Origin of the sequence: Pedococcus aerophilus (assembly GCF_039532215.1) — a bacterium.
Lineage (GTDB): Bacteria > Actinomycetota > Actinomycetes > Actinomycetales > Dermatophilaceae > Pedococcus > Pedococcus aerophilus.
This window is the reverse complement of record NZ_BAAARN010000001.1, coordinates 741,676-754,453: the sequence shown is the minus strand read 5'-3', so window position 1 is coordinate 754,453 and position 12,778 is coordinate 741,676. Positions and strand designations below refer to the sequence as shown.

Below are 12,778 nucleotides of genomic sequence, written 5' to 3'. Positions count from 1 at the left end.
ACGGGTGTCAGGCGGGTGCACCCAACGCGGCCGGCGTGCGCGCGGCCACGAGGGAGGCGGCCTCCTGACGAGCGGGGTCGCCCGCGGCGTTGGCGAGGTGCTGGAGGTGCTCGGGGATGTCGCGGCCCCACTTCTTCATGGCCGTCGCCCACAGGCGACCGGCGCGGTAGGACGAGCGCACGAGCGGGCCGGCCATGACGCCCTTGAAGCCCATCTCCTGGGCCACGTCGGACCAGTGCACGAACTCCTCGGGCTTGACCCACCGGTCGATCGGATGGTGCAGCTTCGAGGGGCGCAGGTACTGGGTGATCGTCAGGATGTCGCAGCCGGCGTCGTGCAGGTCGCGGATCGCCTGCTCGACCTCGTGGTCCTCCTCGCCCATCCCGAGGATGAGGTTGGACTTGGTGACGAGCTCGGCCTCGCGGGCCATCGACAGCACCTTGAGCGACTTGTCGTAGGTGAAGGCGGGGCGGATCTGCTTGAAGATGCGCGGGACGGTCTCGAGGTTGTGCGCGAACACCTCGGGGCGGGCGTCGAAGACCTGGCCGACGAGCTCCGGCTTGGCGCCGAAGTCGGGGGGCAGGATCTCCACGCCGGTGGTGGGGTTCTTGGCGTGGATCTGGCGGATCGTCTCGGCGTAGAGCCACGCGGCACCGTCGGGCTGGTCGTCGCGGGCGACACCGGTGACGGTGGAGTAGCGCAGGCCCATCGAGGCGACCGACTCGGCCACGCGGCGGGGCTCGTCACGGTCGAGCGCCTCGGGGCGGCCGGTGGCGATGTCGCAGAAGTCGCAGCGGCGGGTGCAGACGTCACCGCCGATGAGGAAGGTCGCCTCGCGGTCCTCCCAGCACTCGAAGATGTTGGGGCACGCCGCCTCCTGGCAGACCGTGTGCAGTCCCTCGGTCTTCACCATCGAGTGCAGCTTGGTGTACTCCGGGCCCATCTTCGCGGTGGTCCGGATCCACTCGGGCTTGCGCTCGATCGGGGTCTCGGCGTTGCGCGCCTCGACGCGCAGCATGCGCCGTCCCTCGGGTGCCACGGTCACAGCAGACTCCCTCGCCTTTGCCTTCGGGTGCGCCGCCGGCGGCCGGTATGCCGCGGGGCACGGGTACGCCCGGAGGTCACCGGGCGTCGTCTAAGACTACGCCTGCCCCTGTCGAGGTATTCCGCCGCCGTCCTCGTGGTGGGTGGACACCGCGGTCGGGGGAAGCCCTCGTTCAGGACGAGGCGAGGACGTCCGCGAGGTGCTTCTCGGCATACGGGAGCACGTCCTGGACGGTGACCACGCGGCCGGCTTCGCGGCTCACCGAGCTGACCCCGGCGTCCTCGATGCCGCAGGCGATGATGTTGTCGGCCCACGAGAGGTCGGCGTCGCAGTTGAGCGCGAAGCCGTGCATGGTCACCTGGCGACTGACGCGCACGCCGATGGCCCCGAGCTTGCGATCAGGCCCCCGGTCGTCGGCGAGCACCCAGACGCCGCTGCGGCCCTCGACCCGGACGGTCTCGACACCGAACTCGCGGCAGGTCCGGATCATCACCTCCTCGAGCCGGCGCACATGCGCGACGACGTCGATCGGCACACCGTGGAGGCGGACGATGGGGTAGCCCACGAGCTGGCCGGGGCCGTGCCACGTGATGAGGCCTCCGCGGTCGACGTCGACCACTGGTGTGCCGTCGACCGGCCGCTGCTGGGGCTCGGTGCGCTTCCCGGCGGTGTAGACGGCGGCGTGCTCGAGCAGCAGCACGGTGTCCTCACCCCCGGCGACGACACCGGCGTGGACCTCGCGCTGGTGGGCCCAGGCCTGCTCGTAGTCGACGAGGTCAGGGGCGAAACCGACGTGCTCGAACCGCATGACCGTGACTTTACGCCCGCGTGGGCGGGGCCTTGAGGCGGACCGGCTCGAGCCGCTCCTCGACGGCGGTGTCGCCCTCACGGGTCACGAGGTAGGCGCCCTTGCCGTCGGCCTCCGACACGGCGCCGACGAGCTCGGTGCCGCGGTAGAGCAGGCCGACGCCGTCGTCGGTGCAGTGGGTCGTCGACAGGGTGCCGTCGGCGACGAGCTGGTGGACGAGCGGGCGGCGGCGCTCCTCGGAGTCGTAGTGGACGCCGTTGCCATAGGGGAGCAGTGCGAGACCGTTGGTGACGGCGCGCAGCTCCGGGCCGAAGGAGTCGGTGGTGCCACCCTGGTACCAGCAGATCGATCCGGCCGACACCCCGCCGAGGACGACCCCGGCCTGCCAGACGCGCGGGAAGATCTCGTCGAGTCCGTGCACCCGCCAGACGGCGAGGAGGTTCGCGACCGAGCCACCGTTGACCCAGACGACGTCCTGCTCGAGCAGGTGGCCCTCGATGTCGTCGACGCTCGGCATCGAGAACAGGTTGAGGTGGCTGAGCTCGAACCCGGCGACGCCGGCCGCCTCGCTCATCCAGCTGTTGAAGTAGGCCTGGTCGCCACCGGCCGTGCCGAGGTGGGTGATCCGCGGCGCGCGGCCCTGGACGCCCGAGAGCTCGACCGCGTGGTGCACGAGGGAGTTGAACTCCAGGCGCGTCCGGGAGCCGTAGCGGTAGCCACCCGAGGTGGCCAGGATCGTGGGCTGGTCTGCAGGCATGACCCGACCCTATGTGCCGGGGCCTGTGGACAACCCGACGGCCGGTGACGTCGTCGTGCCCAGACTGGGGTGGTGGACGAACGAGGACCGCATTCGCCCGACGACGGGTCGCAGGCACCGACCGTGCCCGGGTACGCGGTGGGCAGGCGGATCGGTGTCGGGGGCACCGCCGTCGTGTGGGCGGCGACGCGGGAGGCCGACGGGGCGCCGGTGGCCGTCAAGGTGGTGACGGTCGGTGCCGACGGCCCGGCGGGAGCCGCGGTGCGCGAGCTCGGCGTCCTCAGCCGGGTCCGCGTCGAAGGGCTGGTGCGGTTCCACGAGGCCGTGCCGCTGCCGGGTGAGGACCGGCGGGTCGCGCTCGTCCTCGACCTTGTCGCCGGCGGGTCGTTGGAGGCCGTGGTCCGGGCCCGCGGTCACCTCAGCGTGGGGGAGTCGGTGACGGTCCTCGCACCGGTGGCCAGGACCCTCGCCGGGCTGCACGAGGCAGGGGTGGTCCACGGGGACCTGACCCCCGGCAACGTCCTGCTCGAACGGTCCGGGCGCCCGCTGCTCGCCGACCTCGGGGTGGCCCGCCTCGTGGGCGAGGAGCCGGGCGACGCCTTCGGCACCGAGGGCTTCGTGGCCCCCGAGGTCATGGACGGCGGGGCAGTGACCACCGCCGCAGACGTGTATGCAGCCGGCGCCCTGGCCTGGTGGTGTGTCACCGGCCGGGCGCCCGGTCCCGCCTCCTGGCGCCCGGCCCTCGACGAGCTCGCGCCGGGCCTGCCGACCGCCTGGCGGGACACGACGGTGCAGGCCCTGTCGTCCGACCCCATGGCACGTCCGAGTGCGGCGGAGGTGGCGCTGGCGTGGTTCGACTCCGCGTCGTGCGAGCCGCTGCGGCTGGTCGTCGGCGCGGACGAGACCTCGCTGGTCACCCACCGACTGAGGCGCTCGGTGGCGCCGGCCCCCGTCACGGCGCCTCCCTCGACCAGGCGGGAGCGCCTGGCCCGGGTGGCCGGGTCGCGCCGGATCCATCGCCTGCCGCGGTGGCCCCGGGACCGCGTGGCGGCCGCCGTCGCCGGGCTCGGACTCGGGGTGCTGCTGCTCCTCGGGGGGTTGGTGGCGACCGACCGACTGCCCGCACCGTCGTGGCTCACCCCCGCGGCCGCTCCGGCCGCGACCGTCCCGGTGGCGACGCCTTCACCGGCCCCCGCGGGGGCGACAACGGGGACGGCGGCGGCGCCGCAGGCGACCGCGTCGTCGTCGGTCGTCCAGCGTGACCACGGTGCCGCGGCCCACCGCACCCGGGCGCTGATGCAGGAGCTCGCCGACCTGAGGGCCAGGGCGATGACCAGCGGCAAGTCCTCCGACCTCGCTGCCTTCGACGCCCCCGGGTCGGCAGCCCACGCGCGGGACACCTCGGACCTGCATCGGCTCGCCCGTGACCAGCTCAGCTACGAGGGTGTGCGCCTGGTCGTGCGGTCGGCGCGCCCGGTCACCGTCACGGCACGCGAGGTGACCGTGGATGCCGTCGTCGACACGGCGGCATACCGAGTGGTGTCGGGGTCGGCCGGGCAGCAGGTGACGCGCTCGGGGAAGGCCGTGCGCGGTCACGCGCTGCGTTTCGCCCTCGTGTGGTCCGCAGACCGCTGGCTCATCGAGGACGTGGCTGCCGTGGGTTAGCGCCTCGTCGTGGCGCGGCAGGTCGCCGCTCGGTCAGGACTGCTGGGCGAGGACCCAGCGCAGCGCAGAGGCCACGTCGGGGTCGCGGTGCACGAAGCCCGACGCCGTGAGGCGCTGGGCGACGACGCGCTTGCTCGTGAGGATCTCGTCGGAGAACCCACCGAGGATGAGCTTGATGCCGAACGCGGGCGCCGGGAAGATCGCCGGTCGGTGGATCTGGCGACCGAGCTCGCGGGCGATGTCGATCTGGCGGTCCGGCACCGGCGCGACGAGGTTCACGGGGCCTTCGACCTCGGGGTGGTCGACGAGGTGGGCAAGCCCGGACACGGTGTCGCGCAACGAGATCCAGGGCCACCACTGCTTGCCGTTGCCCAGCGGGCCGTTGATCCCGAGCCTGGCCAGCGGCAGCATCCTCGACAGGGCACCGCCCTCGGGGGACAGCACGATGCCGGTGCGCGGGTGGGCCACCGACAACCCGGCCTCGCGGGCGGGGTCGGCCGCAGCCTCCCAGGCGCGCACGACCTCACTGAGGAACCCGCCACCCGGCGTCGAGTCCTCGGTGAGGACCTCGTCGCCACGGTCGCCGTAGACGCCGACGGCGGAACCGCTGACGAGGCGGACCGGTTCGCCGAGGGCAGCCAGGGCGGTGGCGATCGTCGTGGTGCCGTCGACCCGGGAGCCGAGGATCTGCTGCTGGTAGGACGGCGTCCACCGGTGGTCCCCGACGCCGGCACCGGCGAGGTGGACGACAGCGGTCACCCCGGTCAGCGACGCAGGGTCGAGCAGACGGGACGCCGGGTCCCAGCGCACCTCGTCGGGCTGCTCGGGGGCACGCCGGACGAGGCGCACCACCTCGTCCCCGCGCTCGCGCAGGAATGCCGACAGCGCGCTGCCGATCAGTCCGGTGGAACCGGTGATGGCAACGCGCTGCGGCATGTCTGCTCCTACGAGGTGTGTGTGGGTCAGAGTCCGAGGTCGGACTCGAAGCCGCCCTCCTCGAGACGCGTCTTCATCGTGGTGAGGAAGCGCGCCGCGTCGGCACCGTCGACGACCCGGTGGTCGTAGGACAGGGCCAGGTAGACCATGGACCGGACCGCGATCGTCTCGCCACCGTCACCGTCGGACACGACGACGGGTCGCTTGACGACCGCGCCGGTGCCGAGGATGGCGACGTTGGGCTGGTTGATGATCGGGGTGTCGAACAGTGCGCCCCGGCTGCCCGTGTTGGTCAGCGTGAAGGTGCCGCCACCGAGCTCGTCCGGACCGATCTTGTTGGTGCGGGTGCGCTCGGCGAGGTCGGCGATCTTGCGGGACAGGCCGGCGATGTTGAGGTCGCCCGCGTCCTTGATCACCGGGACGAGCAGCCCGCGCTCGGTGTCGACGGCGATGCCGAGGTTCTCGGTGCCGTGGTAGGTCACCTCGGTGCCCTCGACGCTGGAGTTGACCGACGGGTGGGCCTTGAGGGCCTCGACGGCAGCCAGCGCGAAGAACGGCAGGAAGCTGAGCTTGGTGCCCTCGCGCTGCTCGAACTCGCTCTTGGCCTTCGCCCGCAGCCGGGCGATCTTGGTGACGTCCACCTCGACCACGGTGGTGAGCTGCGCCGACACCTGCAGCGACTCGACCATGCGCTTGGCGATGGTCTGGCGCAGGCGCGACATCTTCTCGGTGGTGCCGCGCTTCGGCGAGACGGATGCAGCAGCAGAGGGGCGCGACGAGCCACCAGGGGCCGCGGGAGCGGCGGCGGGCGCAGCAGCCGGAGCCGGGGCGGCAGCAGGCTTGCTGGCCTCCTCGGCGGCCTTGGCCGCGTCGAGGACGTCCTGCTTGCGGATGCGGCCACCGACGCCGGTGCCCTTGAGCGAGCCCAGGTCGACCTTGTTGTCCGCGGCGAGCTTGCGCACGAGCGGGGTGACGTAGGCCGAGGCGTCCTGGCTGTCGCCGGAGGACGCCTTCGGGGCGGGGGCGGACTCTGCGGCCGGTGCGGACTCGGCGGCGGGGGCCTGGGGGGCCTCCTGCTTCGGCTCCTCGGCCTTCGGCTCCTCGGCCTTGGGCTCCTCGGCCTTGGGCTCCTCGGCCTTCGGCTCCTCGGCCTTCGGCTCAGGGGCGGGCTCGGCCTTCGGCTCCTCCTTGGGCGCCTCGGCGGGGGCGCCGGCGGAACCACCGGACGACCCGCCGATGACCGCGAGCTCTCCACCGACCGGGACCGTGTCGTCCTCCTGGACGAGGATCTTCGTCAGGGTGCCGGCGAACGGCGAGGGGATCTCGGTGTCGACCTTGTCGGTGGACACCTCGAGCAGCGGCTCGTCGACCTCGACGGTGTCGCCCTCGGCCTTGAGCCAGCGGGTGACCGTGCCCTCGGTGACGGACTCGCCCAGGGCCGGCATGGTCACGGTCTCGCCGGAGCCGCCGTCCCCCGAACCATCCGCGGACGAACTGTCGTCGGATGACCCGCTCTCGGCAGAGGCGGCAGCCTCGGGCTCGGAGGTGGACTCCTGGGGGGCCTGCTCGGTCGAGGGGGCCTCGGCCGGTGGCTCGTCGGACCCGGCCGACGCCTGCTCGGTGGACTCCTGCTGACCGGCGTCCTGCTGACCGGCGTCACCGGACTGGTCGCCGGCGTCGCTGCTGCCGCTGTCGGTGCCGTCGCCGATGACTGCGAGGTCGGCGCCGACGGGGACGGTGTCGTCCTCCTGGGCGAGGATCTCCTGCAGCACCCCGGCCACGGGGGACGGGATCTCGGTGTCGACCTTGTCGGTGGACACCTCGAGCAGCGGCTCGTCGACCTCGATCGTGTCGCCGACGTTCTTCAGCCAGCGCGTCACGGTGCCTTCGGTGACCGACTCACCCAGGGCCGGCATGGTCACGCGTTCAGACATGTGCCTCTATCTCCTTGTTTCGTGTTCGCTGGCGGATCAGCAGTAGCTCTAGTTGTGGGCGTGCAGGGGCTTGCCGGCCAGGGCGAGGTGCGCCTCGCCGAGGGCCTCGTTCTGCGTCGGGTGGGCGTGGATCAGCCCGGCGACGTCGGAGGGCAGGGCCTCCCAGTTGTAGATCAGCTGCGCCTCACCGATCTGCTCACCCATGCGGGCGCCGATCATGTGCACGCCGACGACCGGGCCGTCCTTCTCGCGGACGAGCTTGACGAAGCCCTGAGTCTGGAGGATCTGGGACTTGCCGTTGCCCCCGAGGTTGTACTCATAGGTCTCGACCTCGCCGTACTTCTCGGTGGCCTGCTTCTCGGTGAGACCGACCGACGCGATCTCGGGGTCGCAGTAGGTGACGCGCGGGATGCCCATCTCGTCGATCACGGCGGGCGCGAGCCCGGCAATCTCCTCGGCGACGAAGATGCCCTGGGCGAACCCGCGGTGGGCGAGCTGGAGCCCGGGCACGATGTCGCCGACGGCGTAGACACCCTCGACTCCGGTGCGCAGTCGCTCGTCGGTCGTGACGAATCCACGGTCCAGGGTGACGCCTGCCTCGGCATACCCGAGGCCCTCGGTGACCGGACCGCGGCCGACGGCGACGAGCAGCAGGTCGGCCTCGATGGTGCCGCCGTCCTCGAGGGACACCGTCACGGTGTCACCGGACTGGGTGGCACCGGCGAACTTCACGCCCGTCCTGAACGCGATCTTGCGCTTGCGGAACGAGCGCTCGAGCGTCTTGGAGACCGCCTCGTCCTCCGCGGCCACGAGCCGGGGGAGCGCCTCGACGATGGTCACCTCGGACCCGAAGGAACGGAACACCGAGGCGAACTCGACCCCGATGACACCGCCACCGAGGACGACGACGCGCGGGGGGACGAAGTCGAGCGCCAGCGCCTGCTCGCTGGTCATGATGCGACCACCGATCTCCAGGCCGGGCAGCGACTTCGCGTAGGAACCGGTGGCGAGGACGACGTTGCGGCCGGTGACCCGGCGTCCGTCGACCTCGACGGTGGAGCGGTCGACGAGGCGTCCCGCACCCTCGACGAGCTCGATCTTGTGGGCCTTGGCCAGACCCTGGAGCCCCTTGTAGAGACGGGCGATCACACCGTCCTTGTAGGCGTTGACGCCGGACATGTCGACCGACTCGAAGGTCGTCTTCACGCCGAACTGCGCACCCTCGCGGGCGGTGTCGGCGACCTCGGCGGCGTGCAGGAGGGCCTTGGTCGGGATGCACCCGACGTGCAGGCAGGTGCCACCGAGCTTGTTCTTCTCGACGAGCGCGACGCTGAGCCCGAGCTCTGCGGCACGGAACGCGCAGGCGTAGCCGCCACTTCCTCCACCCAGGACGACGACATCGAAGGTGGTCTCGGCGTCAGCCGACATGCTCGCTCCCTTGCGTGGTGGGCACTGGACGGTCTCAGTCGTCCGTGAGGCAGTCAGGTCGTGACCACCCCGGAATCGACACAGTGCATCTTGTCACTGTTTGAGGCCCGGGGTGCAAGCAGGTCCACGCGGGCGCAATGGCCGACGGCGGGCAGCCCTGTCCCCGTATCGTTGTCGCATGGCGTGGTGGAAGCGGGGACGCAAGGGCTCCGGACGTGGTCCCTCCGACGGGCCCAACATGGCGGTGGACCAGCAGGCGGTGCGCAAGCACCTCGCCGAGTTCGCCGAGAGCCGGCGCGGGGTCGAGGCCTACGTCGAGCCACCCACCAACGTCACCGCCACGACGGTCATCCTCATCGCCCACGACGGTGAGTGGACGCGTCGCGCGGCCGGGTCGCGACAGGCGGCCTTCGAGCTGGCAGGCAGCCTCGGTGTCCCGGTCTACGACGTCCTCCAGACGGGGTACCCCGGACGCATGCGCGAGTGGAACTCCCGGCAGCGCAAGAAGGGCTGAAGCGCCATACGCCGCAGCGTGATCGGGCGTGGTGAACGGTGCCGGACGGGATATGCGGTGGTGCCCTGCCGAGCCGGGATGCGAAGGTTGACCCACGGCGGGTCCGCACGCGGCCCGCGCCGCACGAGCAGCAGGAGGGCACGATGGCCAAGTCCGACGGTGCGAAGTCCCAGGGGAGCACGGGACCCAGCGAGGAGATGAAGCGCAAGTTCCGCGAAGCGCTCGACAAGAAGCAGTCCCACGCCGGGCGTGACGTCTCCGACGACAGCGAGCACGGCAAGGTCGACCACGCGCAGGGTGCGGCGACGAGCGCGACGCAGCAGATGTTCCGTCGCAAGAGCGGCGGCTGACGACCAGCGCGCGAGCGTGCAGATATATCCACAGAGGGGCCCGTCCGATCCGGACGGGCCCCTCTGGCGTGGAGCAGCGGCGGTGCCGCGTATGGCGCGTGGCCGTCAGCCGGCGTAGCCCTCCACGAGCGAGAGCAGGGTGCCGACGCCGTAGCCGGTCGCGCCCTTGGGCGTGTAGCCGTAGGCCGAGCCCTCGTTGAAGGACGGGCCCGCGATGTCGACGTGCGCCCACGGGGTCGACTCGTCGACGAACTCGCTGAGGAACAGCCCGGCGGTGAGCATCCCGCCCCAGCGCTCACCCTTGTGGGACAGGTCGGCCACGGCCGACTCGAGCTGCGCGCGGAGGTCCTTCGGGAGCGGCATGGGCCAGGCGGCCTCGCCGGAGCCGTCGGCTGCCGCGCGGACTCGGTCGCGGAAGGCGTCGTCGTTGGCCATGATCCCGGCGACACGGCCACCGAGGGCGACCATCTGCGCGCCGGTGAGGGTGGCGATGTCGACGATGGCGTCGGGGTTGGACTCGCCCGCGAGGACGAGGCCGTCGCCGAGGACCATGCGGCCCTCTGCGTCGGTGTCGAGGATCTCGACCGTGGTGCCGTTGCGCATCGACACGACGTCGCCCGGGCGCTGCGCGGAGCCGCTCGGCATGTTCTCGGCGAGGCAGAGGTAGCCGGTGACCTTGACGGGCAGGCCGAGCCGGGCGGCGGCGAAGACCGTCGCGGCGACCGCGGCGGCGCCGGCCATGTCGGACTTCATCGTGAGCATCGAGGCCGGGGGCTTGATGCACAGGCCGCCCGAGTCGAAGGTGATGCCCTTGCCGACGAGGGCCACCGAGTGGGTCGCCTTCGCCGGGGCCCAGGTGAGGGTGACGATGCGCGGCGGGTTGACCGAGCCCTGCCCGACGCCGACGATGCCGCCGAAGCCGCCCTTCTCGAGCGCCTTCTCGTCCAGGACCTTGATGGTCACCTTGGCCTTGGCGGCGGTGTTGCGCGCCTTGACCGAGTCGGCGAACGACTGGGGGAAGAGCACGTTGGGCGGGGTGTTGACCAGGTCGCGGGCGTAGGCCTTGGCGTCGGCGAGGACGGCGGCGCGGGTGGCAGCGGCCTTGACGGCCTTGAGGCGCGCGTCGGCGGTCACCACCGTGATGGCCGTGACGCCCGCGTCCTTCGCGGCCGCCTTGGTGCCCTTGGCGGCCGAGCTCGTGCTCTTGTCGGTGCCCTGGGTCTTGGAGTAGCGGTAGGCGCCGAGTGCGGCACCCTCGGCCACGGCGGCCACGGACTCGACACCGGAGGTGGGCAGGGCCAGGACGACCTTGGGGGCCTTCTTCAGCGAGCGCACGGCAGCACCGGCAGCGCGGCGCAGGACCTCGGCGTCGAAGGACGTGGTGCGGGAGGTCGCGGAACCCAGGCCCGTGAGGACGACCCGCGCGGCGGCGACCGACGGGACGGCGGCGAGGGTCAGGACCTCCTCGGGCTTGCCGGTCGCGTGCAGGGCCGCGAGCTGCGCGGCCACGTGGGCGGCGGCGTCGCGGGGGAGCCCGTGGCCCGCGGCGAGGGCCGCGGAGCCCGAGTCGTCGACCGTGCCGAGCACGACGACGTCGGCCTTGAGGTCGTGGGCGGATCGGTCGGAAACGCTGACGGTGGTCACGTTCGCATCCTTTGCGTGGTGTGCGTGGGGTGGGTTTGGCCCTGCTCGCCGAGGATATCCGTGCCGGTGGGGGCCCGCCGGACGGGGCGGTAGCGTTCGGCCCATGAGCGACGCAGCCCTGAAGACCTCCCCCCTGCACGACCGGCACGTGGCGCTGGGCGCCAAGATGGCCGACTTCGGTGGCTGGGAGATGCCGATCGAGTACCCCGGTGGCGGAGTCGTCCGCGAGCACACGGCCGTCCGTTCGTCCGTCGGGATCTTCGACGTCTCGCACCTGGGCAAGGCACGGGTGTCGGGACCGGGGGCGCGTGAGTTCGTGAACTCCTGCCTCGCCAACGACCTCGGCCGGATCCACGAGGGCAAGGCGCAGTACACCCTGTGCTGCGACGAGAACGGTGGTGTCGTCGACGACCTCATCGCCTACCTGCGCTCCGACGAGGACGTCTTCCTCATCCCCAACGCCGCCAACACCGCCGAGGTGGTCCGTCGCCTCGCCGCCGCCGCGCCCGAGGGCATCGTCGTCGAGGACCTGCACGAGTCCTACGGCGTCATCGCCGTCCAGGGGACGAAGTCCGACGAGGTGCTCGACGCCCTCGGCCTGCCCACCGGGCACGAGTACATGTCGTTCGTCGAGACCGACTGGAACGGGCTGCCCGTCATCGTGTGCCGCACCGGCTACACCGGCGAGCGCGGCTACGAGCTCGTCCCCGCGTGGGACGTCGCCGCCCAGCTCTGGGACGCCCTGACCGAGGCAGCAGCCCCCTACGACGGCCTGCCCTGCGGGCTCGGCGCCCGCGACACCCTGCGCACCGAGATGGGCTACGCGCTGCACGGCCACGAGCTGTCCACCGAGATCACGCCGGTCCAGGCCCGCGTCGGCTGGGCGGTCGGCTGGAAGAAGGACGCCTTCTGGGGCAAGGACGCCCTCGTCGCCGAGAAGGCCGCAGGCCCCGAGCGGGTGGCGTGGGGCCTGCTTGCCACCGGCCGCGGCATACCCCGTGCGGGGTGCGCCGTGAAGGCGGACGGTGCGGTCGTCGGCGAGGTGACCTCGGGGACGTTCAGCCCGACCCTGAAGAACGGCATCGCGCTCGCGCTGCTCGCTCCGTCCGTCGCCGAGGGCGCCGAGGTCGTCATCGACGTCCGCGGCCGCGAGGTCACCGCCACCGTCGTCAAGCCCCCGTTCGTCACCGTGGACGTCCGCGAGGGCTGATCTGGAGACGGCGGCGAGGGGAGCAGGTATGGCGCCGCACGAGTACCGCGCGCAGGTCCGGTGGGACGGGTCCACCGGTGTCGGCTACCGCGACTACCCGCGGGCGCACTCGGCGTTCCTGCCGCCGGCGACGGACGGCCTCGACCTGTCGGCGGACCCGCACTTCCGCGGCGACGCCGACCTGCCGAACCCCGAGCAGCTGCTCGTCCTCGCCGCGTCGTCCTGCCAGCTGCTGTCGTTCCTCGCGGTAGCGGCGCGGGCAGAGGTCGACGTGGTGGCCTACGCGGACGACGTGACGGGCGAGATGCCGCAGGACGTGACCCCGGTGAGGATCACGCGGATCGTGCTCCGCCCGGTGGTCACGGTGACGGGCACCGTGTCGGACGAGGACGTCGTGCGGCTCCTGCACGAGGCGCACGACCAGTGCTACATCGCCAACTCGCTGACGACCGACGTGGTCCTCGAGCCGCTGGTGCGTCGCGCCTGA

General features: G+C 72.0%; 12 protein-coding genes. 5 read left to right on the top strand and 7 right to left on the bottom strand.

All coding sequences use genetic code 11. The annotated features are described in order from the left end of the window. Nucleotides 1-7 precede the first annotated feature (7 nt). The 3 genes from lipA to ABD286_RS03520 form a co-directional block, all read right to left on the bottom strand. Nucleotides 8-1,045, bottom strand: coding sequence for a lipoyl synthase (gene lipA, locus ABD286_RS03530; protein ID WP_344190310.1), 1,038 nt, complete (start codon nt 1,043-1,045; stop codon nt 8-10). A 172-nt stretch (nt 1,046-1,217) separates the two neighbouring features. Next, a complete protein-coding gene (gene lipB, locus ABD286_RS03525) occupies nt 1,218-1,853 on the bottom strand; it encodes a lipoyl(octanoyl) transferase LipB (RefSeq protein WP_344190308.1) in 636 nt (211 codons plus the stop codon). 10 nt (nt 1,854-1,863) lie between these two features. Beyond that, on the bottom strand, nt 1,864-2,610 hold the full coding sequence (locus tag ABD286_RS03520) for a Type 1 glutamine amidotransferase-like domain-containing protein (RefSeq protein ID WP_344190306.1): 747 nt from the start codon (nt 2,608-2,610) through the stop codon (nt 1,864-1,866). 72 nt (nt 2,611-2,682) lie between these two features. On the opposite strand from ABD286_RS03520, the gene ABD286_RS03515 reads away from it, so the two are divergent. Next, the gene (locus tag ABD286_RS03515) at nt 2,683-4,275 is read left to right on the top strand and encodes a serine/threonine-protein kinase (RefSeq protein ID WP_344190304.1); all 1,593 of its coding nucleotides are present in this window, start codon (nt 2,683-2,685) and stop codon (nt 4,273-4,275) included. A 33-nt stretch (nt 4,276-4,308) separates the two neighbouring features. On the opposite strand, the gene ABD286_RS03510 is transcribed toward ABD286_RS03515, so the two are convergent. Genes ABD286_RS03510 through lpdA form a run of 3 tightly spaced genes read right to left on the bottom strand, consistent with a single transcriptional unit; the run spans nt 4,309 to nt 8,573 of the window. Then, nucleotides 4,309-5,211 carry a TIGR01777 family oxidoreductase gene (locus ABD286_RS03510; protein WP_344190302.1) on the bottom strand — a complete coding sequence of 301 codons (903 nt, stop codon included), beginning with the start codon at nt 5,209-5,211 and terminating at the stop codon, nt 4,309-4,311. A 26-nt stretch (nt 5,212-5,237) separates the two neighbouring features. Further along, entirely contained in the window at nt 5,238-7,145 is a 1,908-nt protein-coding gene (gene sucB / locus ABD286_RS03505) for a 2-oxoglutarate dehydrogenase, E2 component, dihydrolipoamide succinyltransferase (RefSeq protein ID WP_344190300.1), read from the bottom strand. A gap of 48 nt (nt 7,146-7,193) precedes the next feature. Continuing rightward, complete coding sequence (lpdA, locus tag ABD286_RS03500) at nt 7,194-8,573, bottom strand: dihydrolipoyl dehydrogenase (RefSeq protein ID WP_344190298.1); 1,380 nt, start codon at nt 8,571-8,573, stop codon at nt 7,194-7,196. Between the two features lie 178 nt (nt 8,574-8,751). Between lpdA and ABD286_RS03495 the strand changes: the two genes are divergently transcribed. After that, complete coding sequence (locus ABD286_RS03495; RefSeq protein WP_344190296.1) at nt 8,752-9,087, top strand: hypothetical protein; 336 nt, start codon at nt 8,752-8,754, stop codon at nt 9,085-9,087. A gap of 143 nt (nt 9,088-9,230) precedes the next feature. After that, nucleotides 9,231-9,437 (top strand): DUF5302 domain-containing protein, encoded by a 207-nt coding sequence (locus ABD286_RS03490; RefSeq protein ID WP_056918074.1) that lies wholly within the window; start codon nt 9,231-9,233, stop codon nt 9,435-9,437. Between the two features lie 105 nt (nt 9,438-9,542). On the opposite strand, the gene ABD286_RS03485 is transcribed toward ABD286_RS03490, so the two are convergent. After that, nucleotides 9,543-11,081: a leucyl aminopeptidase gene (locus tag ABD286_RS03485; RefSeq protein WP_344190291.1), complete on the bottom strand. Its 1,539-nt coding sequence runs from the start codon at nt 11,079-11,081 to the stop codon at nt 9,543-9,545. A gap of 103 nt (nt 11,082-11,184) precedes the next feature. Here ABD286_RS03485 and gcvT point away from each other — a divergent pair, with 103 nt between their 5' ends. Together gcvT and ABD286_RS03475 are read left to right on the top strand one after the other, a co-directional pair. Next, complete coding sequence (gene gcvT / locus ABD286_RS03480) at nt 11,185-12,291, top strand: glycine cleavage system aminomethyltransferase GcvT (RefSeq protein ID WP_344190290.1); 1,107 nt, start codon at nt 11,185-11,187, stop codon at nt 12,289-12,291. Nucleotides 12,292-12,319: 28 nt separating this feature from the next. Further along, nucleotides 12,320-12,778 (top strand): OsmC family protein, encoded by a 459-nt coding sequence (locus ABD286_RS03475; RefSeq protein ID WP_344190289.1) that lies wholly within the window; start codon nt 12,320-12,322, stop codon nt 12,776-12,778.